Annotated in this window: 21 protein-coding genes; 12 read left to right on the top strand and 9 right to left on the bottom strand. The window is 59.7% G+C overall.

All coding sequences use genetic code 11. The features are described 5' to 3' along the window. The first annotated feature begins 179 nt into the window (after positions 1 to 179). On the top strand, positions 180 to 536 hold the full coding sequence (locus KGB27_RS18640) for a hypothetical protein (RefSeq protein WP_008025532.1): 357 nt from the start codon (positions 180 to 182) through the stop codon (positions 534 to 536). A gap of 116 nt (positions 537 to 652) precedes the next feature. Here the strand turns inward: KGB27_RS18640 and KGB27_RS18635 are convergent, their stop codons facing one another. The 3 genes from KGB27_RS18635 to KGB27_RS18625 all read right to left on the bottom strand — a co-directional run bounded on the left by KGB27_RS18635 (position 653) and on the right by KGB27_RS18625 (position 3,882). Next, on the bottom strand, positions 653 to 1,474 hold the full coding sequence (locus KGB27_RS18635; protein WP_223555707.1) for a M23 family metallopeptidase: 822 nt from the start codon (positions 1,472 to 1,474) through the stop codon (positions 653 to 655). 3 nt (positions 1,475 to 1,477) lie between these two features. After that, positions 1,478 to 2,857, bottom strand: coding sequence for an exodeoxyribonuclease VII large subunit (xseA, locus tag KGB27_RS18630; RefSeq protein WP_032832722.1), 1,380 nt, complete (start codon positions 2,855 to 2,857; stop codon positions 1,478 to 1,480). A gap of 77 nt (positions 2,858 to 2,934) precedes the next feature. Continuing rightward, the gene (locus KGB27_RS18625; protein WP_223555703.1) at positions 2,935 to 3,882 is read right to left on the bottom strand and encodes a LysR family transcriptional regulator; all 948 of its coding nucleotides are present in this window, start codon (positions 3,880 to 3,882) and stop codon (positions 2,935 to 2,937) included. A gap of 100 nt (positions 3,883 to 3,982) precedes the next feature. Here KGB27_RS18625 and KGB27_RS18620 point away from each other — a divergent pair, with 100 nt between their 5' ends. From KGB27_RS18620 to guaA, 4 genes are all read left to right on the top strand, one after another. Continuing rightward, positions 3,983 to 4,750 (top strand): sulfite exporter TauE/SafE family protein, encoded by a 768-nt coding sequence (locus KGB27_RS18620; protein WP_008042415.1) that lies wholly within the window; start codon positions 3,983 to 3,985, stop codon positions 4,748 to 4,750. Between the two features lie 161 nt (positions 4,751 to 4,911). After that, positions 4,912 to 5,460 carry a sugar ABC transporter ATPase gene (locus KGB27_RS18615; RefSeq protein WP_207285688.1) on the top strand — a complete coding sequence of 183 codons (549 nt, stop codon included), beginning with the start codon at positions 4,912 to 4,914 and terminating at the stop codon, positions 5,458 to 5,460. Positions 5,461 to 5,667: 207 nt separating this feature from the next. Then, on the top strand, positions 5,668 to 7,137 hold the full coding sequence (guaB, locus tag KGB27_RS18610; protein WP_008042411.1) for an IMP dehydrogenase: 1,470 nt from the start codon (positions 5,668 to 5,670) through the stop codon (positions 7,135 to 7,137). Positions 7,138 to 7,221: 84 nt separating this feature from the next. Continuing rightward, positions 7,222 to 8,799, top strand: a complete 1,578-nt coding sequence (gene guaA / locus KGB27_RS18605) for a glutamine-hydrolyzing GMP synthase (RefSeq protein ID WP_008025547.1) — start codon at positions 7,222 to 7,224, stop codon at positions 8,797 to 8,799. 70 nt (positions 8,800 to 8,869) lie between these two features. On the opposite strand, the gene KGB27_RS18600 is transcribed toward guaA, so the two are convergent. Further along, entirely contained in the window at positions 8,870 to 11,923 is a 3,054-nt protein-coding gene (locus tag KGB27_RS18600; protein WP_223555701.1) for a membrane-targeted effector domain-containing toxin, read from the bottom strand. A 99-nt stretch (positions 11,924 to 12,022) separates the two neighbouring features. Then, positions 12,023 to 12,727 (bottom strand): trehalose operon repressor, encoded by a 705-nt coding sequence (gene treR, locus KGB27_RS18595; protein ID WP_008042407.1) that lies wholly within the window; start codon positions 12,725 to 12,727, stop codon positions 12,023 to 12,025. A 238-nt stretch (positions 12,728 to 12,965) separates the two neighbouring features. On the opposite strand from treR, the gene treP reads away from it, so the two are divergent. The 7 genes from treP (at position 12,966) to tadA (ending at position 22,310) form a co-directional block, all read left to right on the top strand. Continuing rightward, positions 12,966 to 14,408, top strand: coding sequence for a PTS system trehalose-specific EIIBC component (gene treP / locus KGB27_RS18590; RefSeq protein ID WP_008042405.1), 1,443 nt, complete (start codon positions 12,966 to 12,968; stop codon positions 14,406 to 14,408). 35 nt (positions 14,409 to 14,443) lie between these two features. Further along, entirely contained in the window at positions 14,444 to 16,093 is a 1,650-nt protein-coding gene (treC, locus tag KGB27_RS18585; protein ID WP_223555699.1) for an alpha,alpha-phosphotrehalase, read from the top strand. Between the two features lie 104 nt (positions 16,094 to 16,197). Further along, positions 16,198 to 17,421 carry a maltoporin gene (locus KGB27_RS18580; protein WP_008025558.1) on the top strand — a complete coding sequence of 408 codons (1,224 nt, stop codon included), beginning with the start codon at positions 16,198 to 16,200 and terminating at the stop codon, positions 17,419 to 17,421. A gap of 62 nt (positions 17,422 to 17,483) precedes the next feature. Next, on the top strand, positions 17,484 to 20,018 hold the full coding sequence (gene ptsP / locus KGB27_RS18575; protein WP_223555697.1) for a phosphoenolpyruvate--protein phosphotransferase: 2,535 nt from the start codon (positions 17,484 to 17,486) through the stop codon (positions 20,016 to 20,018). Positions 20,019 to 20,020: 2 nt separating this feature from the next. Beyond that, on the top strand, positions 20,021 to 20,311 hold the full coding sequence (locus KGB27_RS18570) for a PTS transporter subunit EIIB (protein WP_223555694.1): 291 nt from the start codon (positions 20,021 to 20,023) through the stop codon (positions 20,309 to 20,311). A gap of 125 nt (positions 20,312 to 20,436) precedes the next feature. Further along, a complete protein-coding gene (locus KGB27_RS18565; RefSeq protein WP_223555691.1) occupies positions 20,437 to 21,813 on the top strand; it encodes a multicopper oxidase family protein in 1,377 nt (458 codons plus the stop codon). Then, complete coding sequence (gene tadA, locus KGB27_RS18560; RefSeq protein WP_223555689.1) at positions 21,813 to 22,310, top strand: tRNA adenosine(34) deaminase TadA; 498 nt, start codon at positions 21,813 to 21,815, stop codon at positions 22,308 to 22,310. Before KGB27_RS18565 ends, tadA begins: the two co-directional genes overlap by 1 nt. A 113-nt stretch (positions 22,311 to 22,423) precedes the next feature. Here the strand turns inward: tadA and cmoB are convergent, their stop codons facing one another. From cmoB to KGB27_RS18540, 4 genes are all read right to left on the bottom strand, one after another. After that, entirely contained in the window at positions 22,424 to 23,380 is a 957-nt protein-coding gene (gene cmoB, locus KGB27_RS18555; RefSeq protein ID WP_223555686.1) for a tRNA 5-methoxyuridine(34)/uridine 5-oxyacetic acid(34) synthase CmoB, read from the bottom strand. Then, positions 23,377 to 24,156, bottom strand: a complete 780-nt coding sequence (cmoA, locus tag KGB27_RS18550; RefSeq protein ID WP_177318187.1) for a carboxy-S-adenosyl-L-methionine synthase CmoA — start codon at positions 24,154 to 24,156, stop codon at positions 23,377 to 23,379. Before cmoA ends, cmoB begins: the two co-directional genes overlap by 4 nt. Before the next feature lie 152 nt (positions 24,157 to 24,308). Beyond that, positions 24,309 to 24,944: a lysoplasmalogenase gene (locus KGB27_RS18545; protein ID WP_008042398.1), complete on the bottom strand. Its 636-nt coding sequence runs from the start codon at positions 24,942 to 24,944 to the stop codon at positions 24,309 to 24,311. Positions 24,945 to 24,946: 2 nt separating this feature from the next. Next, entirely contained in the window at positions 24,947 to 25,339 is a 393-nt protein-coding gene (locus KGB27_RS18540) for a protease inhibitor I42 family protein (protein WP_008042397.1), read from the bottom strand. Positions 25,340 to 25,342 lie beyond the last annotated feature (3 nt).

The raw sequence follows: 25,342 nt of genomic DNA, 5'->3' as shown, positions 1-25,342 counted from the left end.
CGAAAAAAATTGAGAGGAATACTCGCTAGCGCGTATTTATCGAGATTTTATTGCTGTGAGTCCCCGTGATTGTTTGGTTTTTTGCGCGAGCTTCAAGCGATGCGCAATTGATGGTTTGAGCGCCGGGCGCTGACAGTCGGGCTATTCTTAAAGCCTCGACTGGCATTCAGGAGTCGGCGATGAACGAGTCTGACTGGAAGCAGTATTGCGTGTTACGGCCGGTGGCACATGAGCGGATGTGCGAGCGGATTTTGTCGGATGTCGAAAAAACGCTGCTGGATAAGAGCAACGCGCCCTACGAACGAATAGATGCCAGCGAGGAGCTGCTGAAAGCCGGGCAAAAGGAGCTGTACTGGGCGTTTGGTGTTTTCAGGTTTTCGCGTCATGAAGCCCGCTCGCATTTGCTTGGGTTGTGCGCGCGGGAATTGATCACGGCAGAGGAGTTGAGCTGGTTTTCAGTCGAGACGCAGGAGTGGGTCAAACACTGCCTGGCGGATCGAGAGGTCCATGGGATAGAGGACCTGGACGCGGAATAAGCGGCGTCAGTGATACCGCCTTCGCGGGCAAGCCCGCTCCTACATTTGTTCGGTGTGAACACGGTAAATGTGGGAGCGAGCCTGCTCGCGATGAGGCCATCAACCTCACCGAAAATCTAAGGCTGAAACGCGCCTATGAAGATCGCCGGATCCACCCGCGCATCATTCAGGCTGACATTCCAGTGCATGTGCGGCCCGGTCGCCCGTCCAGTCGAACCGACCTTGCCAACCACACCGCCACGAGCCAGTTGCTGCCCCACCTTCACATCGATCTTCGACATGTGACAGAACATGCTGATAAAGCCCTGCCCATGGTCGACAAACACCGTGTTGCCGTTAAAGAAGTAGTTACCGATCAGAATCACTTTGCCCGCTGCCGGGGTCTTGATCGGCGTGCCGGCGCCCACGGCGAAATCCAGGCCAGAGTGGGGATTGCGCTCTTCACCATTGAAGAAACGGCGCACGCCGAACTTGCTCGACAGCGGCCCGTTGACCGGTTTGTCCAGCAGCAGGTTGCTCGGCGTATTCGGGCTGAACGTGCGGTACGCGGCGATCTGCTCGGCCAGTTCGCGCTCGATGCGCTTGAGATTGTCCGGGTTCGGGTTGACCTGTTGAGTGTTTTTCAACGTGATGCGCTGTTCCGGATACTTCTTGTTGCCAACGGTGAAACTCAAGTTGCGGCCGCCGCTGCTGATGGACTGCGCCCCCGGTTTGACGGTCAACGGCACACCGACAATCGCCAGCCAATTGTCCTGTTCCTTGACCACCAGCACCGGTTTGCCCTGATAGCTGGCTTTCGGCGCCTGGGCAGAGCTGCCCAGATCCACCACCGCCACGCCCCCCGGAACCGGTTTGTTCAACAGGCGGGTGATGTAGCTGTCAGCGTGGGCGTTGAAGGTCAGGCACAGCAACAGCAGCGAAGCTAAAAAACGCGGCATGGATCAATCCAGTAAAGAAAGGGTGACAGGTGTCAGGTGGTTGTCTTCGACCCGCACTTGCAGCTCGCCTTCACCCAGTTTGGCTTTCAGGCGCTGGCCGTTGTGGGTTTGCGCGGCGTTGCGGATCGCGTTGCCACGCTCGTCCAGCAAAATGCTGTAGCCACGCCCGAGGGTCGCCAAAGGGCTGACCACGTGCAGGGTCTGCACCTGGCTTTGCAGTTGCAGACGACGGGATTTGAGCCCTTCGCGCATGGCCCGAGGCAGGCGTTCGGCGAGGCTGTCGAGGCGCTGACGCAACATCGCCAGTTGCCGCCCCGGATGTTGTCCGGCGAGGCGGGTTTCCAGGCGGATCAGCCGTTCGCGACGGGTATTGAGGCTTCGCTCGAAGGCGCGGCGCATGCGCATGTCCAGATCATCCAGACGTTGCGCCTGTTGGCGCAGACGTTCACCGGGATGGCGCAGGCGACGAGAGATGCCTTCCAGGCGCAGGCGATCACGCATCAAACGGTCGCGCATGCGCATCACCAGCCGACGGTGCAGGCTTTCGACCCGACGCACCAGGTCGCTGGAATCCGGCGCCAGCAGTTCAGCGGCGGCGGACGGCGTCGGGGCGCGAACGTCGGCCACGAAATCACTGATCGATACATCGGTTTCATGGCCGACGGCGCTGACAATCGGCGTCACGCATGCATCCACGGCGCGGGCCACGGCTTCTTCGTTGAAACACCAGAGGTCTTCCAGCGAGCCGCCGCCACGGGCCAGGATCAATGCATCGAAACCACGGGCGTCCGCCAGTTTCAACGCGCGGACAATCTGCGCCGTCGCTTCACGGCCCTGCACGGCAGTGGGGATCAGCGTCAGCTGGATCTGCGGTGCGCGACGGCGGAACACGCTGATGATGTCGCGGATCACCGCGCCGGTCGGCGAACTGATGATGCCGATGCGCTGCGGATGCGCCGGCAGCGGCACTTTGCGCTCGGCGCTGAACAGGCCTTCGGCGCTGAGTTTTTCCTTCAAGGCATCGAAGGCCAGGCGCAGCGCACCGTCACCGGCCGGCTCGACGGTGTCGAGAATCAGCTGATAGTCGCCACGGCCTTCGAACAGCGAAACCTTGCCGCGCACCTTGACCGCCAAGCCGTCCTTCAGCGCCTGACGAACCCGCGCCGCGTTCTGCCGGAACAATGCGCAACGCACTTGGGCGCCGCTGTCCTTGAGGGTGAAATACACGTGGCCGGACGCCGGGCGTGCGAGGTTGGAGATTTCGCCTTCAACCCAGATATTGCTAAACACGTCTTCGAGCAACACCCGCGCGCGGCCGTTGAGCTGGCTGACAGTCAGGACTTCACGGTCCAGGCCGAGTCTTGCAAAGGGATCTTTAATCATGGGGCGCATGATAAAGGCATTCTCCAACCGAATGCACGATCCCCTGTAGGAGCGAGCCTGCTCGCGATGGCAGTGTGTCAGTCGACAGTGCTATTGAATGTTAAACCGCTATCGCGAGCAGGCTCGCTTCCACAATGGTCTGTGCAGACATTTATGAAGTGTTGAATCAGCGCCGTGGGATTCTGCCGGCAGGCGAGGGCGACGGTGCTGTGGCAATCCGGGTCGGCCAGGGGCAGGAAATGAATGTCGGGTGGCGCGATGTCCTGCATCGACTCAGGCAGCAGGGCGATGCCGAATCCGGCCTGGATCAATTGCAGTTGCGTGGTTTTGCGCGAGACCACCCGCGCCGCCTTCGGGAAAAATCCCTGGCGCATACACAGCTCGGCGGACAGATAACTCAAACCGCCGCGCTGTGGGTGAGGGATGGAGATAAAGGCTTCATCCTTCAACTGCGCCAGATCGATGCCCTGAGCGGACTTATCCACAACCAGCCGATGATTGGGTGGAACGGCCAGCAGCAATCGTTCGCTATACAAAGGAACAATCTGCACGCCTTCACGCTGGCGCAACACCGGCAGGCGCAGCAGTCCGACATCAAGTCGATTGTCGACCAACGCTTCAAGCTGCGCTTCGGAAGACAGCTTGACGATCTCCATGGACACGCCGGCCTGCTGGTCCAGATAAGCACTGATACCCCGTAGCAGGCGACCACTCATGGGCACGGTGCTGGAGTGACTCAGGCGCAAGGTGCCCAGTTGCCCGTTGCCCACTTGGGTGGCCATTTCACTGGCCTTGGTCAGTTCGTTCAGCAGGTTTCTGGCGCGCGGCAAGAACGCCTCGCCAGCGGCGGTCAGTCGCGGCTGGCGCGCCGTGCGTTCGAACAGCGGGGTTTGCAGGCGGGTTTCCATGTCCTTGATCTGCCGGCTCAAGGCTGACTGCGCAATAAACAAACGCTCAGCGGCTGCACTGAAGCTGCCGCACTCGGCGATTTCCACGAAGTAACGCAATTGACGGGTTGAAAGCACGAGTCATGCCTTTTTGAGATGAGAGGTCAGCTTTGAAGATATTAGTCGCAAGGCTCGGCGCTGGCTAAAGTCATCACAGGTATTTGATAAAGGCGTGCAGATGAACGTGCTGGAGTTGTTACACCAATGGCCATTCGGCGCGACGGATTGGTTGGTGATCGGCCTGGCCATCGCCCTGGCGTACATCGTGTTTGGCATCGCCGGGTTCGGCACCGCACTGGTGGCGGGGCCGATTCTGATTGTGTTCATGCCGCTGTCGAAGATCGTGCCGTTGCTGGTGCTGCTGGATTTTGTCGCGGCGTTCGGCAATCTGCTGCCCTCGCGGAGGGATGTGGCCAGGCCTGAGTTGCTGCGGCTGTTGCCGTGCATGGCGGTGGGTTGCACGCTGGGGGTCATCTTTCTGCTGAACCTGAAATCCGACGTGTTGCTGCTGTTGATGGGGCTGTTTATCAGCGTCTATGCGGTTTACAGCCTGTGGGTCAAAACCCGGCCGACGCAGTTGTCTGCCGCCTGGGCCGTGCCGATGGGCACGGTGGGCGGGATGTTCGGGGCGTTGTTTGGCAGTGGCGGCTTTTTATATGCGATCTATTTGAACAGTCGCTTGCCCAAAGACGCGGCGCGAGCGACCCAGAGTGCGCTGATCAGTTGCAGCACCGTGGTGCGCCTGAGCCTGTTTGCTGTCGCGGGTGTGTATGCCGAGCTACCCTTGTTGGTACTGGCGCTGTGTTTGTTGCCGGCCATGGCGCTGGGGTTGTGGGTCGGCCGGCGGTTGACCATGCGATTGTCCCGCGAGGCGTTTGTGCGGCTGGTGACCTGGTTGGTGCTGGCCAGCGGGATTGCGTTGATCGGGCGGTATTTGAGTACTTGACCTGAGAGTGTCAGGGATTAAGCTGCCGCCCGCTCGGACGCCTTCGCGGGCAAGCCTCGCTCCCACATTAGACCGCAATCAAATGTGGGAGCGAGGCTTGCCCGCGAAGGCGTCGGACGGCACACCGCAGAACTTCCATTTGACGCAGCAGGCTTGCACCCATGAATTCCCAAAGCATCATCGTCCCGAAAATCTCCACACTGCCGGTACATGAACCCCGGGCCCGGGCGGTCGTGCGGTGGCTGGTGCGCAAGGACATCATCAAGGAAGAGCTGACCACTTGCGGCCGCACCGGCAACCGCATGGGCCACGCGATCGCCGATGGTGCCCGCACCGTGGTGCTGCACCCGGATGCGCTGCCGTTCGGCGAGCCGGTCAATGGCCTGGAGATCATTACCAAACGCTGCATTTATACGCCGGCCAAAGGTTTTCTGGGGGAGGCGGGTTGCGCCGAGTGCCGCAAGGAAATCGGCGAGGCGCTGTTCGAAAGCCTCGAAGACTGGATGCCGGGGCGTACCGATAACTTCACCTGTCCCGAATGCGGGCATGAAGATGACATCAACGGGTTCCTGTTCTTGCAGGAGTGCGGGTTTTCCAACCTGGGGTTCATTTTCAACAACTGGGCCGAGGCCGGGTTCAAGCAGAGCTTTATCGATGAGTTTGCCGATTGGCTGGATCAGCCGGTTAGCTGGGTGAAAGTCGAGTTGTAATACGTCCGGGAGACCGCGTTATCGTTCATCGCCAGCAAGCCGGCTCCTACAGATCGACGGTGTTTTTGTAGGAGCCGGCTTGCCGGCGATGCTCTGTAAATCTCCCGTCGATCACCGCATCGATAATAGACAGAGTTTTACATTGAACCCGAGGGGGTGTCTGACTATAATGGCGCGCTTCCATTTTCCCGCTCGGGAGCCCCCGCGATGCTGCGTATCAGCCAAGAAGCTCTGACATTCGACGACATTCTCCTAGTGCCCGGTTATTCCGAGGTGCTTCCTAACGAAGTCAGTCTCAAGACCCGCCTTACCCGTGGCATCGAGCTGAACATTCCTCTGGTTTCTGCCGCCATGGACACCGTTACTGAAGCCCGTCTGGCAATCGCCATGGCTCAGGAAGGTGGCATCGGCATTATCCACAAGAACATGACCATCGAGCAGCAAGCTGCCGAAGTTCGCAAGGTCAAGAAGTTCGAAGCCGGCGTCGTCAAGGATCCGATCACCATCGAGGCTGACGCCACGGTTCGTGATCTGTTCGAACTGACCCGCATGCACAATATCTCCGGCGTTCCGGTACTGCACGATGGCGACCTGGTCGGCATCGTCACTTCCCGTGACGTGCGCTTCGAAACCCGTCTGGAAGCCACCGTACGTGAAGTGATGACGCCTAAAGAGCGTCTGGTCACCGTCCGTGAAGGCGCCAACAAGAACGAAGTCCGCGAGTTGCTGCACAAGCACCGCCTGGAAAAAGTCCTGATCGTCGATGACAAGTTTGCCCTCAAAGGCATGATGACCGTCAAAGACATCGAAAAAGCCAAGGCTTACCCGCTGGCCAGCAAGGACGATCAAGGTCGTCTGCGCGTAGGCGCTGCGGTCGGCACCGGTAAAGACACCGGTGACCGCGTTGCCGCGCTGGTCAATGCCGGCGTTGACGTGGTGGTGGTCGACACCGCTCACGGTCACTCCAAAGGTGTGATCGACCGCGTTCGCTGGGTCAAACAGAATTTCCCTGAAGTGCAGGTCATCGGCGGCAACATCGCCACCGGCGCTGCCGCCAAGGCCCTGGCCGAAGCTGGCGCCGATGCGGTCAAGGTCGGTATCGGCCCTGGCTCGATCTGCACCACCCGTATCGTCGCCGGTGTCGGCGTCCCGCAAATCAGTGCCATCGCCAACGTCGCCGCTGCCCTTGAAGGCACCGGTGTTCCGTTGATCGCCGACGGCGGCATCCGTTTCTCCGGTGACCTGTCCAAGGCCATCGTAGCCGGTGCTTCCTGCGTGATGATGGGCTCGATGTTCGCCGGTACTGAAGAAGCGCCAGGCGAGATCGAACTGTTCCAGGGTCGTTCGTACAAGGCTTACCGTGGCATGGGTTCGCTGGGCGCCATGTCCCAGGCTCAAGGTTCCTCCGACCGTTACTTCCAGGACTCCTCGGCAGGCGCCGAGAAACTGGTTCCGGAAGGTATCGAAGGGCGTGTTCCGTACAAGGGCACCCTGAGCGCGATCATCCATCAACTGATGGGCGGCCTGCGTTCCTCGATGGGTTACACCGGCAGTGCCGACATCGAAGAAATGCGCACCAAGCCTGAGTTCGTGCGGATCACCGGCGCTGGCATGGCCGAGTCCCACGTTCATGACGTACAGATCACCAAAGAAGCGCCAAACTACCGCGTAGGTTGAGCCTTCAAGCAAAACGTTAAGTAACCCGGGGCTGTTTTATTCAGCCCCGAGTTGTTTCTGAATTACATAGACGAGACTGACTTCATGGCCCTCGACATTCACGCCCACCGCATCCTGATCCTCGACTTCGGTTCCCAGTACACCCAGCTGATCGCCCGCCGCGTGCGTGAAATCGGCGTGTACTGCGAACTGCATCCGTTCGACATGGACGACGAAGCGATTCGCGAATTCGCTCCAAAAGGCGTCATTCTCGCCGGCGGTCCCGAGTCCGTGCACGAAGCCAACAGCCCTCGCTGCCCGCAAGCGGTGTTTGACCTGGGCGTGCCGGTCTTCGGCATCTGCTACGGCATGCAGACCATGGCTGAACAGCTAGGTGGCAAGGTCGAAGGTTCCGAACTGCGTGAATTCGGTTATGCCCGTGTCGACGTGGTCGGCAAGAGCCAGCTGCTGGACGGCATCGAAGACCACATCGACGCCGACGGCCTGTTCGGTCTCGATGTGTGGATGAGCCACGGTGACAAGGTCACCAAAATGCCGCAGGACTTCCACATCCTGGCCAGCACCCCGAGCTGCCCGATTGCCGGCATGTTCAACGATGACCTGCGCTACTACGGCGTGCAGTTCCACCCGGAAGTGACCCACACCAAGCAGGGCGGCCGCATCCTGTCGCGCTTCATCCTCGAGATCTGCGGCTGCGAAGCGCTGTGGACACCGTCGAAGATCGCTGAAGACGCCATCGCCCAGGTTCGCGCCCAAGTCGGCACCGACAACGTCTTGCTCGGACTGTCCGGCGGCGTTGACTCCTCGGTGGTTGCCGCGCTGCTGCACAAAGCCATCGGCGACCAGCTGACCTGCGTCTTCGTCGACAACGGCCTGCTGCGTCTGCACGAAGGCGAGCAAGTGATGGCCATGTTCGCCGAGAACATGGGCGTCAAGGTGATCCGCGCCAACGCTGAAGACCAGTTCCTGAACAACCTGGCTGGCGAAAGCGATCCAGAGAAGAAGCGCAAGATCATCGGTCGTACCTTCATCGACGTCTTTGATGCCCAGTCCAACAAACTGGACAACATCAAGTACCTCGCCCAAGGCACCATCTACCCGGACGTGATCGAGTCGGCTGGCGCGAAAAGCGGCAAGGCGCACGTGATCAAGTCGCACCACAACGTGGGCGGCCTGCCGGAAGAAATGAACCTCAAGCTGGTTGAACCGCTGCGCGAGCTGTTCAAGGACGAAGTCCGTCGTCTGGGCCTGGAACTCGGCCTGCCGTACGACATGGTCTACCGTCACCCGTTCCCGGGCCCGGGCCTGGGTGTGCGGATCCTCGGTGAAGTGAAGAAGGAATACGCCGACCTGCTGCGTCGCGCCGACCACATCTTCATCGAAGAACTGCGCAAGGCCGACTGGTACCACAAAGTCAGCCAGGCATTCGTGGTGTTCCAGCCGGTGAAATCGGTTGGCGTTGTAGGCGATGGCCGTCGTTACGCCTGGGTCGTGGCCCTGCGTGCCGTGGAAACCATCGACTTCATGACTGCGCGTTGGGCTCACCTGCCTTACGAACTGCTGGAAACCGTCAGCGGCCGCATCATCAATGAAATCGAAGGCATCTCCCGCGTCACTTACGACGTGTCGAGCAAGCCGCCAGCGACCATCGAGTGGGAATGATCCCGGTCTGACTGATCGCCTGTAACACCTCAAAGGCCCCGTGAATGTGAATTCACGGGGCCTTTGCGTATCAGGCAGTTACAGCCGGCAGGCGCCCTTGCAGCGTCAGGCCCATGCGGTTGAGTGCGTGGGCAAGGCTGATCAGATTCGCGTAGGTGATCCGATGCACACCCGCCCAGGCCGGACGGTTGATCCGAAAGCCGCTATCCATCGTTCGCTCGATTGTCGTTCGCACAATCTGGCCAGTGCGGCTGCGATGAATCAGCGAGAAGGTGTCTTCCGACCTTTCAATGGTGAACATGCCTTGGCGGAACAGCAGCTGATTGATCTGCTCGGGCGTTCGTTGAATGAACGGCGTCGGCATCTGCAGGCTGATGTCGGCATACAGGGTGTCGGTATTACCGTGCATCGGGCCAGTTCCCCCGGCAATCTCATGGCCTACTTCGATACCATGGTCGATGTCCAGATGCAGACTCTGATCGGGTTGCACTTCTTCTATGCGCAAACCGATACCCCCCTCCGTTTCGCTGATGCCGGCCATTCCCCTGAACGTGTTGGTACTCTCCTGGTCGGTGAGTACCAGCCATTTTCCGCCGCCGTTGCGGGCTTGAGTCGCCTGCATGATGGTGTGGGTAAGGTAGGTCTTGAAGGATTGCTGTGCTCTGAGGGTCATGGTCGAGTCTTCATAACGATAACTCGCCAGGCAGTCAGTGGCCTGGATTTGAATGCCGTTCTGTTGGGCCGTTTTGACGACCTCCAGCGGCGTGAACTGTCCCGCAGGATCGCCTGGCAACTTTTTCAGGTACATCTCCAGCATGCCATGCATATTTCCGGTTTCGGCGAAGTTGTTCAGGTCGACTTGATTGAAGTCGTTGAGCAGACGATGCAGGTAGATCGTCTTGACGCCTTTCCTGGCCAGCGTCGGCATGTTTTCGATCAGGAAGCGCATGCTGGCAATGCGATCCTGACTTTCACCGACCACCAGTCCCGGCGCTGTGTCGAATACCTTCTCGATGAGTTCGGTGACCGTCGTGGATGGAGTGATCACGGGCTGGACCGGTCGGGGAGGCAGCGAGGCGAAAAAGTCCTTGGGTTTCTGGAATTCGATTGCATCCCTGGCCAGTGCCGTGCGGCGTCCGGCGACATACTCTTCGTAGGGGGAGACCCCTCTGATTTGCCCTCCAGGCATGTTGACGACTTTTATATGGGTTTCCTGTTTTCCCAGCGCCAGGAAATTCAACGAGCGACCGTTAGGGGCATCGTATCGGGTCAGGTGTGCGTGATCATTCACTTTGGGCGGCAATGGGGCAGCGGGCCGGGAGGGGCCGGGAACAAGTTTGCTGGGGCCTTTGCCGCCACCCTTCAACCCGCTTTTCGGCGCCAGCTCCCATTCACCTTCGGCATTCAGGCGCACGGGAATCGACCCCGTAAAGGCATTCGGGTTCTGCGGATCAATGATGGCCCAGGTTCCGCCACCATTGGCGTCTGCTTCGAAACGCACGAAGTAAGCCTGCTCGTTGATCAGGATGGCATTGGAGGGTTGTGAATCGAGTGTGTAGACACCCTGGAATTTTCCGCTGGTGGCCATCGGGTAGCTTTCGAGGATTTCATTGCTTTGCCAGTGCTCCGGTACATCAAACGCTTGCGCGGTTTCATCGGGCACGCCCGGCAACTCTCCAGGTTGCAGGGTGACTTCCTCCGATTCGTCGGGCGCCTGCGGTTCTTGCGTGCCGACGGTTTCTTCGGGATCGAGCGTCTTGTTCAAGTCCGCCATCTCGGCCGCTTCTGCCGCCTCAGCCGCAGCCCCGGTTTCGTCCAACACACTGACCTCTTTGAGCAGCGGGAGATTGAACAGCACATTGATGCCATCGAGCACCGCGCCGATGATGCCTGCCTTGCGTTCTGCCGCTGTTTTGCCATTCACCGCTTTGTCGATGTTCAAACCCATGGCCGCGATGCTGGCCCCGATCACCGGCAATGCGATCGGCCAGCCAAGCACCGCCAACGGGCCGAAAACGTGCAGTGCGGCGGTGAGATAACCCAGCCATAGCTGCTTACGCATCTGTCCATTGCTCACCAGCGTCAGGTCAGCCTCTTCCAGCATCGTGTGCTGGACGGCCCGGCTCTGCCAGGTGAACACGTCACCGCTGATGGTGATGTCTTTTTGATTGATCAAATGGTGGTCGTACTTGCCCCAGGTGCCGACCAGTTGGTTCATCAGCGGGGTGATGTTGTCGTGGACCTCCTTGCGAACCGACAGCGGGAAATGGGTCATGAATTCGGTTCGGGGGTGTTCTTCGTTCATCTGCAACAGCATCCACCAATGCATGTCCGTCAATGTCGGGTGCACGTGGAAGGGTTCTGCGGCGCCGGGAACGTAGGTGATTTGCCGACCGTTGGGCTCAACAATGCGCAGAATATCGGTGGCGACATGCCCTGCGACATCCAGCGCGCAAACACGAAGATCCGCAGGCGTAGCGGTTTGCGCTTTCAGGGTAGCCAAGGTGATCGGCCAGGACGCGCCACCGATGACGGCCCTGATGACTGTCTGGAAATCCTCCTCTTCGAGTTGCCCGTTTTGCCGCGCCTCCACGGCTTTGCTGAGGTAGTTACATTTGGCCAGTGTGCGGTAGTCATCAAAATGGCTGGTCCAGAACGCATTCAGCTTATCCAGGTAGCGTTGACTGAGGTTCTTCTCCCACAGGTCCGCGAGCACCTGCCTGGGGTACATCCGCACTTCATTGGTTTCGTTGTAAATACTGGCGTTCGCATCCGCCGTGTAAAACCCGCCATTGCTGTCCAGTTCGAGGGCGTCGTCCTGGTCGGTCACGCGGTATCGATGGATGACCAGTTGCGTCAGGGTTAAAGATTCACTGGGTTTGGGCGCGTGCTCCCAACCCAGAAAAGCCTTGGTGCTGCTGGCCGAGACATTGTTGAAGCGATGCCACCAGACCTGATCCGGGTCCAGGTGGGTGATGCCGTGTTTTTGCAGGATTTCACTGGCGACCGCATGGGCTTCCTCCTGCAAACCGGGGCAGGCTGTCACCACGACCGGCGCGATGAGTCTGAGTGTTTCCTGATCGGCAGCATTGCTTGATGCGGGGGTGTTTTGTTCGGTGGACATGCTCTCGCTCCTTGAGAAATGGGCAGCGATGATTGCCCGTTTCCATGCAGGAGGTGCACTACATAGTTATGCCCAAACGCGATTCAAGAACCTGTAGGGTCAGCGCCGTGCCACATCCGAAAAGTAGAATTTGTCGAGGGTGTGCCGTGATTCCGTGTACTCGAACTGCCGGCCGTCCTGCAGAAACGTATGGTTGCTGACCACGATCACATGGCTCTGGTCGTCGAGGTCGAGGTGTTGCTGGTCGTCCTTGCTGCGGGGCACGGCTTCGATGGTTCGCTGGGCGTAGGCGATTTGCAGTTGCAAGGTCTGTTCGATGAAGGCGTAGATCGAGTGCTCGGCGATGTCCCGCGATAGTCCGGGGATCACGTCGCTGACGAAATGGTTGATGTCGAGGATCACGCGTTTTCCATCGATCCGCCGTACGCGTTTGATCCTCGTGATCAGGCTGCCTTCTTCAGCCTTGATATGTTCCAGCAGCGCACCTTCGAGAGGGATCTGGCTGAACTCGACCACTTCGGTGCTGACGTTGTTGCCCAGTCGCGGATAGGTTTCCTGAAAGCTGACGATGCCGCCCAACTGAAATTCGATCGGGTCGGTCGACAACACAAAGGTGCCTTTTCCATGGACTTTCTGGGCGAACCCGCGCTCCTGTAATTGCTCGATGGCCTTGCGCACGGTGCCGCGACTGGCCTGGTAGCTGTCCATCAATTCGGTTTCGGAAGGCAACCGGGCGCCGCGCTCCAGACGTTCGGTCGTGATGCTGGCAAGCAGATCGCTGTAGATCTGGTTGTATTTACTCATGGGGATGGCTCTGTGCCGCAATGTGCTCAAGGTTTCGAACCTTAAGGGCAGGGTAGGGGTTTGTCCATGCGGGTTTGGGTTTTCATCGTCTGAGAGGGTGGGAAAAATCGCCGCCGGTCGGGTGACAAGCCAACAAATTCAAACTCGTCTGTACGAGTTGTTGATTTAACTCGTACAGACGAGTACTTTTCGCTTCGGCGTGCTGCCAATAACAAAAAACCACAGCGGAAAAACAAGCATGAGCCACGACTATCCGAACATCGTCAGCGAGCTGCTGCAAAGCCTCGGTGGCAGCGACAACCTCGAGCAAGCCGCGCATTGCGTCACACGCCTGCGCCTTGCCCTCAAGGACCCGAGCCGGGTCAACAGCACCACGCTGAACCAGATTGACCTGGTCAAAGGCTCATTCTTTACCGGCGGCCTGTTCCAGGTGGTCATCGGTCCTGGCGAGGTGGAGAAGGTTTACGCAGAGCTTCGCCATCAAACCGGTCTTGCCGCGTCAACAATCGCCGACGTTAAACAGAAAAGCGCCGACAAGATAAACGCCATGCAGCGTCTGGTGCGGGTGTTTTCCGATGTGTTCATGCCGATCCTGCCGGCGTTGATCATTGCGGGCCTGCTGATGGGCATCAATAACCTGATCGGCGCCAAGGGCATGTTCATCGAGGGCCAGACCCTGCTGGACGCCTACCCCAAGCTTGACGGGCTCTGGAGCCTGATCAACCTGATGGCCAACACTTCGTTCGTGTTTCTGCCTGCGCTAGTGGGCTGGTCAGCAGCCAAGCGGTTTGGCGGCAGCGAAATCCTCGGCATTGTGCTCGGCCTGATGCTGGTTCATCCCGATCTGCTCAATGCCTGGAACTATGGCAAGGCAGTCGCAGGTCTCGACGGCCAGAGCCTGCCGTATTTCGACATCCTCGGTTTGTTCCAGATCGAAAAGGTCGGTTATCAGGGGCAGATCCTGCCCATCCTGCTGGCGGCATACGTGATGAGCGTCATCGAAAAATGGCTGCGGGCGAGAGTGCCTAATGCGGTGCAATTGCTGGTGGTGCCGATCACCACCATCGTGGTCACCGGCGTGCTGGCGCTGGCGGTCATTGGCCCGGTGACCCGGCATCTGGGGATTCTCATCACCGAAGGCGTGGTCACCCTGTTTGATCTGGCGCCGATGGTCGGCGGCGCGATCTTCGGCCTGCTTTACGCCCCCTTGGTGATCACCGGCATGCACCACATGTTTCTCGCGGTCGACTTGCAGCTGATCTCGACCCAGGGCGGTACTTTCATTTGGCCGATGATCGTCATGTCCAACCTCGCCCAAGGCAGCGCGGCGCTCGCGGTGTTCTACATGACCCGTAATGCGCGGGACAAGTCCATGGCGTCGACCTCAGCGATTTCGGCCTATTTCGGCATCACCGAACCGGCGATGTTCGGGGTCAACCTGCGCTACAAGTTTCCGTTTTACGCCGCACTGATTGGCTCGGCGCTGGGGGGCATCTTCCTGTCGATGAACAAGGTCCAGGCCTCGGCCATCGGTGTCGGCGGTTTGCCCGGATTTATCTCGATCATTCCGCAGTTCATCCCGATGTTTGTGATCGGGATGATCATCGCCATGGTCGTGCCGTTTGTTTTGACCTGTGGGTTGAGCATGAAGATTGTTCGGCCTGGGTATCGGGTCGCCTGATAGATCGCTATCGCAGTTCAAGAAGGAATACAGCCATGCAAGACTGGCAACGTTCGGTGATCTACCAGATCTACCCGAAGAGTTTTTACAGCCACGCAGGCAATCCCACGGGTGATTTGCTCGGCGTCGTGGCCAAGCTCGACTACCTGCACTGGCTGGGCGTCGATTGCCTGTGGATCACGCCGTTCCTGCGTTCGCCCCAGCGTGACAACGGTTACGACATCAGTGATTACTACGCCATCGATCCGAGCTACGGCACCATGGCCGACTGTGAATTGCTGATCGCCGAGGCCGGCAAGCGCGGGATCAAATTGATGCTCGATATCGTGGTCAACCACACCTCGATCGAGCACACCTGGTTCCAGCAGGCGCGCAGCAGTCTCGACAATCCGTATCGTGACTTCTACATCTGGCGCGATCAGCCCAATAACTGGGAGTCCAAGTTTGGTGGTTCGGCATGGGAGTACGAGGCTCAGACCGGCCAGTATTTCCTGCACCTGTTCGATCACACTCAGGCCGACCTGAACTGGGACAACCCGAAGGTGCGCGCCGAAGTTTTCAAGATGATGAGATTCTGGCGGGATAAAGGTGTGGGCGGGTTCCGGCTGGATGTGATCAACCTGATCTCGAAACCGGCGGACTTTCCCGAGGACAATACCGACGGCCGACGCTTCTATACCGACGGGCCGAATGTTCACGAATACTTGCAGCAAATGCACCGCGAAGTGTTCGAAGGTCATGACCTGATCAATGTCGGCGAGATGTCGTCTACCAGTCTCGAACACTGTATTCGTTATTCGCGGCCTGGCTCCAAAGAGCTGTCGATGACCTTCAACTTCCATCACCTGAAAGTCGATTACCCGAACCTGCAAAAATGGATTCGCGCCGATTTCGACTTCCTCGAACTCAAGCGCATCCTCACCGACTGGCAAACCGGCATGCAGGCCGGCGGCGGCTGGAATGCGCTGTTCTGGTGTAATCACGACCAACCTCGGGTGGTCTCGCGGTTTGGTCATGACGGCGAGCATCGTGTTGTGTCGGCGAAGATGCTCGGCACCGCGCTGCATTTTCTCCAGGGCACGCCATTTGTGTATCAGGGCGAAGAGCTGGGTATGACCAATCCGGGCTTCGATCACATCGATCAATACCGCGACGTCGAGACCCTGAACATCTTCCGGCTCAAGCGCGAGGCGGGTGCGAGCGATGCCGACAACATGGCGGCGATCATGCAGAAGTCCCGCGACAACGGCCGTACGCCGATGCATTGGAATACCGGACCGAACGCTGGTTTCAGCACGGCGCAACCCTGGATCGGCGTACCGGCCAACTCGGCGCAGATCAACGTCGCCACTCAACTCGACGACCCGAATTCAGTGCTGCATCACTACCGCCAGTTGATCAATTTGCGGCGTACCGAAGTGCTGATATCCGACGGTGTTTACCGTCAGCTGTTGCCTGAGCACGCGCAAGTTTGGGCTTATGTACGGGAAGGAAGCGGCGAACGGTTGCTGGTATTGAACAACTTTTACGGGACGCCTTGCGAAGTTGAATTGCCGGATGCAGTGATCGCTGAATTCATGAGTCAGCGCTTGGTCATCAGCAACTATGCGGACTGTCCGCCGCGAAATCGACAGGTGTTTTTACGACCGTATGAGTCGTTTGTCTTGCACTTGACTGACCACTGACCCCTCACAAAAAAACACCGTTTCAAAAACACGCAGAACGCTGCGCGGGGGAGTTTTGCGCGCCGATTTTGCTGCTGCACACAATAAAAATAATGGAGTGTTTCTTGAAAACAACAATAAATCGCGGCCTTGCAGCCGCTGGCATTTGCCTGGCGTTGCCACTGACGGCCCATGCGCTGGAGTTCGGCGGTTACCTGCGCAGCGGCGTCGGTACGTCGGTCAACAGTGGTAAACAACAGTGTTTCCAACTGCCCGGAGCACAGACCAAATACCGCCTCGGTAACGAGTGCGAGCAGTATGGGGAACTGGAACTTCGTCAGGACTTGTACACGCTGGATGACGGTTCGGTGCTAAGTGTCGATGGCATGGCCTCACTGTATAACCAGTACGACAAGGACCTGACGTTCAACGGCGACAACGGCTCGGTGCGCTTGCCGCAGCTGTACGCGCAATGGTCGAACATGCCTGGCCTCAACGGCGGTTCGCTGTGGGCCGGTCGCCGCTATTACAAACGGAACGACATCCACATTTCCGACTTCTACTACTGGAACCAGAGCGCCACCGGCGGCGGCATCGAGGACGTGCTGATCGGAGATCTGAAATACAGCTACGCCTTTTCGCGCAAGGACAACCTGTACCAGAAGGATTACATCAATCGTCACGATTTCAACGTTGCCGGTTTCAACACTAACCCCGGCGGTGAGCTGGAGTTTGGCCTGAGCTACATCGACAAACCCGACAGCCGCGACGCTCATCGTGGCTGGGCGATTACCACCCAGCATGTGCAAAAAGGATTTCTGGGTGGCAAGAACAAACTCGCGTTTCAGTACGGTGAAGGGCCGGGCACCGGGTTGGGCTATACCGGTAACGTGAAACTGGATGACAGCAATAAAAGCTACCGGGTGGTGGAGTTCTTCGACTGGCAGGTGACGCCCCGGTTTGGCGGGCAGGTCGAAGCGGTTTACCAGAAGGATATTCGCCCCGACGGATCAGACCAGAACTGGATTTCCCTGGGCGTTCGGCCGGCCTACGCGATTACCGAGCAGTTCAAACTGGTGACCGAGCTGGGTCACGATCAGGTCGAAGCCACAGGTGGCACGCGCAAGCTGAGCAAGTTCACCTTTGCCCCGACCTGGTCGCCCAAGGGGCCTGAATTCTGGGCGCGGCCCGAAGTGCGCTTGTATTACACCTATGCCAGCTGGAACGAGGCGGCCAAGCGTGCGGCCAATGAACTGGCAGCGGGTTCAGCGTTGTCCGACACCGGAGCCTTCGGCACGGCGCGACACGGTGCGAACGTCGGATTGCAGGTCGAGTACTGGTGGAAATAAGCGATGCTGTCGGAGCGTCGCGCTCCATCGGCACTTCAAAGAACAGAACAGCAGGTGAAGTCATGGCCACACCCCAACAATTGCAGCTTCACGCACCCCTGTCCGGCGTATTGATGCCCTTGGACCTTGTGCCCGATCGAGTTTTTTCCAGCCGGATCATCGGCGATGGGCTATGCATCGATCCGACGTCAACAACGTTGTGCGCGCCGCTGGCAGGGGTTGTCAGCAATGTGCAGGCCAGTGGGCATGCGGTCAGCATCACCGATGAAAATGGCGTGCAGGTGTTGATGCACATTGGGCTCGACACGGTGAACCTTGCAGGAAAGGGGTTCACGCGGTTGGTGGAGGAGGGGCAGCAGGTTGCCGTCGGGCAGTCGCTGATTGAGTTCGATGCTGATTTTGTTGCGTTGAATGCACGCAGCCTGCTGACCTTGATGCTGGTGGTCAGCGGTGAGCCGTTCACTTGGCTGACGGCGGAAACCGGGTGGGTAGACAGTGGTCAGCCGTTGCTCGGTTTGAATTCTGTCGAGCTGACAACGGATGAGTCTGTGGCTAAAGAGGGCGAGGCGCTGTTCTCCAAACCGGTGACGTTGCCCAACCCGAACGGCTTGCACGCCCGTCCTGCGGCGGTGTTCGCCCAAGCGGCGAAAGGTTTCTCGGCAAGCATTCACCTGCATAAACAGCAGGAGAGTGCGAATGCGAAATCCCTGGTGGCGATCATGGCATTGCAGACCGTTCACGATGATGTTGTGCAAATCAGTGCGGTCGGCCCGGATGCTGAGGAGGCGATCAAGGCACTGGCCGAGCTGCTGACCGCCGGATGCGGCGAGACCGTGCCCGTGACGGCGGATGTTGCCCCGCAGCCCCTGGAGGCATCATCACCCAAGGTGCTGCGTGGGGTATGTGCTTCGGCGGGTTCGGCATTTGGCCAAGTGGTACAGATCGCCGAGCAGGTCCTTGATGTCAGCGAATGGGGTGAGAGTTCGCGGGTTGAGCGCGATCATCTGTCCGCAGCGTTGACCGAGGCAATTTCAGCGTTGCAGCAGATGCGTGATAACGCCACGGGCGATGCTCAGGCAGAGATCTTCAGGGCGCATCAGGAACTGCTCGAAGACCCGGGTTTGTTAGAGGTGGCTCATGTGCTGATCGACGAAGGCAAAAGCGCCGGATTCGCCTGGCGTGCGGCCACCGGGTCGACGGCAACCTTATTCAAAGGCTTGGGCAATGCGCTGCTGGCCGAACGAGCGGCAGACCTGGCCGATGTCAGTCAGAGAGTGCTCAAGTTGCTACTCGGCGTGCGGGACCGCGAGCTGGAGTTGCCTGAAGGCGCCATTCTGATTGCTGAACAACTGACACCGTCCCAGACCGCCGGGCTCGATACCCGTAAGGTGCTGGGTTTTGCCACGGTCGGCGGTGGCGCCACCAGCCATGTCGCGATCCTGGCGCGGGCGTTTGGTTTGCCGGCGATCTGTGGCTTACCGGTGCAAGTGCTGGCGCTGGTCAACGGTACCCAGGTGTTGCTCGATGCCGATAAGGGGGAGTTGCAGCTTGACCCGGATCTGGCTGCCATTGAAGAACTTCAAGCCAGGCGCGCGCTTGCGCAGCAACGTCAGCACCATGAATTGGCGCAGGCGTCGCTGGCTGCCTGTACTCGCGACGGACATCATGTCGAGGTGACAGCCAACATCGCTTCGCTGGCTGAAGCCGAACAGGCCATGGCGTTGGGAGGCGCGGGTGTGGGTTTGCTGCGTTCGGAGTTTCTATATCTGGATCGCCATCATGCGCCGAGCCAGGACGAGCAGGCCTCCACCTACAGCGCCATCGCCCGAGCTCTCGGGCCTGCGCGAAATCTGGTGGTGCGCACGCTGGATGTTGGCGGTGACAAGCCTTTGGCCTATGTCCCGATGGACAGTGAAACCAACCCCTTTCTGGGCGTGCGCGGGATTCGTCTGTGCCTGGAGCGTCCGCAGCTGTTGCGCGATCAATTCAAGGCAATCCTGAGCTGTGCGGGACTGACGCGTTTGCACATCATGCTGCCGATGGTGACGCAGCTGTCGGAGTTGCGCGTGGCTCGTCAACTGCTCGAAGAGGAGGCGCTGGCCCTGGGCCTCACGGAACTGCCGAAGCTGGGGATCATGATCGAGGTGCCAGCAGCGGCGCTGATGGCTGATCTGTTTGCGCCCGAAGTGGATTTTTTCTCCATCGGCACCAATGACCTGACCCAATACACCTTGGCCATGGACCGCGATCATCCGCGGCTGGCCAGTCAGGCTGACAGTTTTCATCCTGCGGTGCTGCGATTGATCGCCAGCACCGTGAAAGCCGCCCATAGCCACGGCAAGTGGGTGGGCGTGTGCGGTGCCCTGGCCTCCGAAACCCTGGCCACGCCGCTTTTGCTGGGGCTGGGCGTGGATGAGTTGTCGGTGAGTGTGCCGTTGATTCCGGCGGTCAAAGCGGCGGTTCGCACGGTGGACCTGGTGGATTGCCAGGCCATCGCCCAACAGATCCTGGGCCTGGAAAGTGCCGGGCAAGTACGCGAGGTCTTGAGGCTGTATCGCGACGCGACGGTCGAAACTTCACTGGTTATGGAGAACTGAACATGTTCGAGAAAATGCAGCGAGCGTTCTGGAAAGCCTTGACGCCGGATCTGATCGTGGATGAACCGAAGGTGGCTGCGCCATCGGCGCCTGGCCTGGCAGCGAGTGTGGTGGCTGCGTTGGGTGGTGTGGATAACCTCAAGTCGCAGCAGCCTGTGGCGCTGACCCGGGTTCGGGTGGAATTGCGCGATGTGGGGCGGATGAATCGACAGGCTTTGAATCTGGCAGGTGTGCCAGGCGTCATGATGCTGGAGGGCGGCGTGGTGCACCTGATCACCGGCCTTCAGCCATAACCGATCCTTCGCCACAGATGATGTGCGTCTCTCGGTCGCCCTTACCGTTTCTCAACCGCAGGTGTATCGTATTCGCCTTTTCCAGGTCCCCGGACCTGTCGCTGATACGTGAGGTAGTTGAGTTCATGTCCTTTACCCGTCGCCAAATCCTCGGTGGCCTGGCCGGTCTTGTTGTCGTTGGTGTCGGTGCGGGGGGCGCGTCGCGTTACTGGCTGGGCAAGATGGCCGACGCCGATGCGGGCCACGACTATGAGCTGATTGCGGCGCCGCTGGACGTCGAACTGGTGGCTGGGCACAAGACCCAAGCCTGGGCGTTCGGCCCGTCGGCGCCGGGCACCGAGTTGCGTGTGCGTCAGGGTGAATGGCTGCGGGTGCGGTTCATCAACCACTTGCCGGTGGCGACCACCATTCACTGGCACGGCATCCGCCTGCCGCTGGAGATGGATGGCGTGCCCTACGTCTCGCAGCTGCCGGTGTTGCCGGGTGAATACTTCGACTACAAATTCCGCGTGCCCGATGCCGGCAGCTACTGGTATCACCCGCATGTGAACAGCAGCGAAGAACTGGGCCGAGGCCTGGTGGGGCCGTTGATTGTCGAAGAGCGCGAGCCGACCGGTTTCAAGTACGAGAAAACCTTGAGCCTCAAGAGCTGGCATGTCGATGAGGTGGGCAGTTTCGTCGAGTTCAGCATTCCCCGGGAAGCGGCCCGAGGAGGCACGGCGGGGCGTCTGGCGACGATCAATGGTGTGCCGCAAGCGGTCATCGATTTGCCGGCCGGGCAGATCACCCGCGTGCGCCTGCTCAATCTCGATAACACCTTGACCTATCGCCTCAACATTCCCGGTGTCGAGGCGCAGATCTATGCGTTGGACGGCAATCCCGTCGAGCCGCGTCCATTGGGTAAGGAATACTGGCTCGGGCCGGGCATGCGCGTTTGCCTGGCAATCAAGGCACCTGCGGCCGGTGAAGAATTATCCCTGCGCAACGGCCCGGTACGTTTGGGCACGTTCCGCTCTGTGGCGAACACCGATGCCCCAACCGAGTGGCCGCCCGCGCTGCCCGCCAACCCGGTGGCCGAGCCGGACCTGGCCAATGCCGAGAAACTCAACTTCAATTTCGAATGGGTCGGCTCGGTTTCGGTGAACGTCGACAACGGCCGGCCGCCGAGCCTGTGGCAGATCAACGGCAAGGCCTGGGACATCACCGACAAGACCTGCGCCGATCGCCCGATTGCCAAGCTCGAGAAGGGCAAAAGCTACATTTTCGAATTGAAGAACATGACTCAGTATCAGCACCCGATTCACCTGCATGGCATGAGCTTCAAGGTCATTGCCTCGAACCGGCACAAGGTCATCCCGTATTTCACCGACACCTATTTGCTGGGCAAGAACGAGCGGGCGCAAGTGGCGCTGGTAGCGGATAACCCTGGGGTGTGGATGTTCCATTGCCATGTGATCGACCACATGGAAACCGGCCTGATGGCCGCGATCGAGGTGGCGTGATGCGTCAGATTCGTCCCGCCGCGATCATCGACCGCAGCCGTGATCGTGACTTCATGCGCGAAGCGCTGGCGCTGGCCGCACAAGGCGCTGCGCTGGGTGAAGTGCCGGTGGGCGCGGTGTTGGTACAGGACGGTGAAATCATCGGTCGCGGCTTCAATTGCCCGATCAGCGGCAACGACCCGAGCGCGCATGCCGAGATGGTCGCTATCCGCGCAGCGGCACTGGCCGCCAGCAATTATCGTTTACCCGGCAGTACGCTGTACGTGACGCTTGAGCCGTGCAGCATGTGCGCCGGGCTGATCGTGCATTCGCGCATTGCGCGGGTGGTGTACGGCGCGCTGGAGCCCAAGGCGGGGATTGTGCAGAGTCAGGGGCAGTTCTTTACCCAGAGCTTTTTGAATCACCGGGTGCTGTATGAAGGTGGAGTGTTGGCCGAGGAATGCGGGGCGGTGCTCAGTGAATTCTTCAAGGCCCGGCGCGCCAAGCCCGCAGACTAGAGGCGACAATGAAGCAGCCTTCGCGGGCAAGCCTCGCTCCTACGGGGTTGTGTCGTACGCCAATTCCACGGCCGACGCATAACCTGTAGGAGCGAGGCTTGCCCGCGAAGCTTTTACTTGCGGGCGACGATCACTGCACGCATCGGCGCAGGCAGCCCTTCAATCGTCTTGCTGTGATCCTCAGGATCGAGGAAATCACTCAACGACTGATACTTCATCCACTCCGTCCCGCGCTGTTCCTCGACGGTCGTCACGCTGACATCCACGCACTTCACGTCCGTGAAACCGGCACGCCGCAACCAGAGCATCAGCGCCGGCACCGATGGCAAGAACCACACGTTACGCATCTGCGCATAACGATCTTCCGGCACCAGCACCTGCTGTTGATCACCTTCGATCACCAGCGTCTCCAGCACCAGCTCGCCGCCCTTGACCAGGCAATCCTTCAGCGCCAGCAGATGCTCGATCGGCGAGCGGCGGTGGTAGAACACGCCCATGGAAAACACTGTGTCGAAGCCTTCGAGTTCCGCTGGCAGGTCTTCAAAAGGAAACGGCAGGTGCCAGGCATTCGGCTCGGACAAATAGCGCTGAACCGCCTGGAACTGACAGAAGAACAGCCAGTTCGGGTCGACGCCGATCACGCTGTCCGCGCCGGCACCGAGCATGCGCCACATGTAGTAACCATTGCCGCAGCCGACATCGAGGATGCGTTTGCCCTTCAGGTCCAGATGCGGCGCGACTCGCGACCATTTCCAGTCCGAGCGCCATTCGGTATCGACGTGCACGCCAAACAGATCGAACGGGCCTTTGCGCCACGGCGACAAACCCATCAGCGCCGTACGCATCTGCGCGCGAGTGACGTCGTCGCAATCGGTGTCCAGGGTCAGGCCGTTGAGCAGGTCGACTTCGCTAGGCTGGATCTTCGGCAAGGCGTCCAGCGCACTCTGCCAGCGCTCGAGGTCGCCATGCCCCTTTTCCATTTTCTTGTCGAGTTGCGCTTGCAGGGTGTTGGCCCATTCGGCCAGCGGTGTACCGGCCAGGCGGCGGGCGAGGGGGGACAGATCAATCATGGCAAGGCAATCAACGAGGCAAAGTTAAGACACTGGAACCACGGCACGACTTTCGAGAACCCGGCGGCCAACAGGCGCTCGCGGTGTTCTTCGAGGCTGTCGGGCTTCATGACGTTTTCGATGGCGCTGCGCTTCTGGGCGATTTCCAGTTCGCTGTAGCCGTTGGCGCGTTTGAAGGCAACGTGCAGGTCGGTGAGCAGCGCGTGTTCTTCGGGGTCGTTGAAGCGCAGCTTTTCGGAGAGGATCAACGCACCGCCGGGAAGCAGCGACTGGCGGATGCGACTCAGCAACGCGGTGCGCTGCTCGGGAGCAATGAATTGCAACGTGAAGTTCAGCGCCACCACTGAGGCTGGCTGAAAGTCGAGGGCGAGGATGTCGCCTTCGATCACTTCCACCGGCAGCAACTCCTGGAACATCGAATCCTGACCGTTGAGGTATTCGCGGCAGCGTTCGACCATCGCCGCCGAGTTATCCACAGCGATGACGCGGCAGCCATCGGTGCGCACGTGACGGCGCAACGCCTGGGTCACGGCGCCGAGGGACGAGCCGAGGTCGTAGAGCACGCTGTTGGGCTGGGCGAATTGCGCGGCGAGCACGCCGAGGTTTTCGACAATGGTCGGATAACCTGGCACCGAGCGCTTGATCATGTCCGGGAACACCCGCACCACGTCCTCGTTAAAGGCGAAGTCGGGCACCTGGGCCAAAGGCTGGGCGAAAAGGCGATCGGGTTCTTTGCTCACGGCGGTTCCAGCGGCGTATGTGGAAAAGGCCGGCATTTTAGCCAACTTGGCGCGGGGATGCGCGGGTTGTCTGATAAAGCGGTGGGCAGGCTTTTAGATATTCGTGTTCAGGGACATTGCTTCGCGGGCAGGCTCGCTCCTACAGGGATTGCGCTGTACCTGTGGGAGCGAGCCTGCTCGCGATGAGTTCAGCGCGGTTTGGTGCCGAACGCGGATGCCGCAATCCCCCATTGCCCCAGCCAGTAACTGAGAATGATCACGTAAGGCGCGGCATGAAACGGCGCAACAAACCGATTGATACCAATCACGCTATCTGAAAACACAAACGCCAACGCACCCGCCGCCGCCAGCAGCGCAGAGCGCTTCGGTACATCGGTGCCCAGACGCGCCAGTGCCCGCCAAAGCATGGCGCTGATGGCCAGACCGTAGACGATCACCGGGATCAGCAATGGGCCCAGACCATTGGCAATCAAAATCCCCAACAGCACCGCGCCGACGCCCAGCGCGAGGATCAACGGCAGCACCGCCAACCGCCGGCAATCACTCAAATACGCTTTCAGATAGGCAAGGTGCGCGACCAAAAACGCCCCGAGGCCGAACACAAACAAATCCCCCGGCCACGCGAGCAACACATCGCCCAGCAGGGAAAAGATCAAACCCAGGCTGATCCAGCGTCGATACTCGCTGGGCGGCGCATCGTGCAGCCAGCCGAGCAAGGCCAGCACGGGCAACGGTTTGACCAGCAGGCAGAGCAGCGCGGCGTGCACGCTCAGGCCGTAAAGAAAGGTCACCGCGCCCATCAGCGCCAGAATCAGCCAGCCCATGATCAGTTAACCGAGATCGCGCAGTCGAAGGTTTCCACCGCCGGCACTTCCGGCGCCCAGGGTTGTTGCGAGGTCAGGCGCAAGCGCCCCGAACCGGCCGCGAACGCCTGAAAGCGCCAGGTCGACACACCGGCTGCGCCCACGACACCGGCATCTTCCGGGTTTCGATAAACTTCTGGCCCCAGAGCGCGTAATACGCCACCGGCCGAATCCTGGATCGCCCAGCGGTAACCCGTGGTCGGGTTGCTCGGCAGGGACAGGATCAGGTTTTGCCCGTTGTGCAGTTGCACGGGGCATTCGCTTTGTTTTTCCACGGTCACGTTCTGTTTCGGTTGCGTGGCGCACGCGGCCAGCAAGGCGAGGGCGAAGGGGACAAACAGGCGGGTGGGGGACATGGG

This window comes from Pseudomonas sp. BF-R-01, from assembly GCF_019946615.1.
GTDB lineage: Bacteria > Pseudomonadota > Gammaproteobacteria > Pseudomonadales > Pseudomonadaceae > Aquipseudomonas > Aquipseudomonas migulae.
Note: the sequence above shows the minus strand (reverse complement) of the source record. Positions and strands in the feature narration are given on the sequence as shown.

Excerpts from the sequence above, each read along its gene's own strand:
- KGB27_RS18640 (WP_008025532.1), top strand. The coding sequence starts at position 180 with ATGAACGAGTCTGACTGGAAGCAGTATTGCGTGTTACGGCCGGTGGCA.
- KGB27_RS18635 (WP_223555707.1), bottom strand. The coding sequence starts at position 1,474 with ATGCCGCGTTTTTTAGCTTCGCTGCTGTTGCTGTGCCTGACCTTCAAC.
- xseA (WP_032832722.1), bottom strand. The coding sequence starts at position 2,857 with ATGATTAAAGATCCCTTTGCAAGACTCGGCCTGGACCGTGAAGTCCTG.
- KGB27_RS18620 (WP_008042415.1), top strand. The coding sequence starts at position 3,983 with ATGAACGTGCTGGAGTTGTTACACCAATGGCCATTCGGCGCGACGGAT.
- KGB27_RS18615 (WP_207285688.1), top strand. The coding sequence starts at position 4,912 with ATGAATTCCCAAAGCATCATCGTCCCGAAAATCTCCACACTGCCGGTA.
- guaB (WP_008042411.1), top strand. The coding sequence starts at position 5,668 with ATGCTGCGTATCAGCCAAGAAGCTCTGACATTCGACGACATTCTCCTA.
- guaA (WP_008025547.1), top strand. The coding sequence starts at position 7,222 with ATGGCCCTCGACATTCACGCCCACCGCATCCTGATCCTCGACTTCGGT.
- KGB27_RS18600 (WP_223555701.1), bottom strand. The coding sequence starts at position 11,923 with ATGTCCACCGAACAAAACACCCCCGCATCAAGCAATGCTGCCGATCAG.
- treR (WP_008042407.1), bottom strand. The coding sequence starts at position 12,727 with ATGAGTAAATACAACCAGATCTACAGCGATCTGCTTGCCAGCATCACG.
- treP (WP_008042405.1), top strand. The coding sequence starts at position 12,966 with ATGAGCCACGACTATCCGAACATCGTCAGCGAGCTGCTGCAAAGCCTC.
- treC (WP_223555699.1), top strand. The coding sequence starts at position 14,444 with ATGCAAGACTGGCAACGTTCGGTGATCTACCAGATCTACCCGAAGAGT.
- ptsP (WP_223555697.1), top strand. The coding sequence starts at position 17,484 with ATGGCCACACCCCAACAATTGCAGCTTCACGCACCCCTGTCCGGCGTA.
- KGB27_RS18570 (WP_223555694.1), top strand. The coding sequence starts at position 20,021 with ATGTTCGAGAAAATGCAGCGAGCGTTCTGGAAAGCCTTGACGCCGGAT.
- KGB27_RS18565 (WP_223555691.1), top strand. The coding sequence starts at position 20,437 with ATGTCCTTTACCCGTCGCCAAATCCTCGGTGGCCTGGCCGGTCTTGTT.
- tadA (WP_223555689.1), top strand. The coding sequence starts at position 21,813 with ATGCGTCAGATTCGTCCCGCCGCGATCATCGACCGCAGCCGTGATCGT.
- cmoB (WP_223555686.1), bottom strand. The coding sequence starts at position 23,380 with ATGATTGATCTGTCCCCCCTCGCCCGCCGCCTGGCCGGTACACCGCTG.
- cmoA (WP_177318187.1), bottom strand. The coding sequence starts at position 24,156 with ATGCCGGCCTTTTCCACATACGCCGCTGGAACCGCCGTGAGCAAAGAA.
- KGB27_RS18545 (WP_008042398.1), bottom strand. The coding sequence starts at position 24,944 with ATGGGCTGGCTGATTCTGGCGCTGATGGGCGCGGTGACCTTTCTTTAC.
- KGB27_RS18540 (WP_008042397.1), bottom strand. The coding sequence starts at position 25,339 with ATGTCCCCCACCCGCCTGTTTGTCCCCTTCGCCCTCGCCTTGCTGGCC.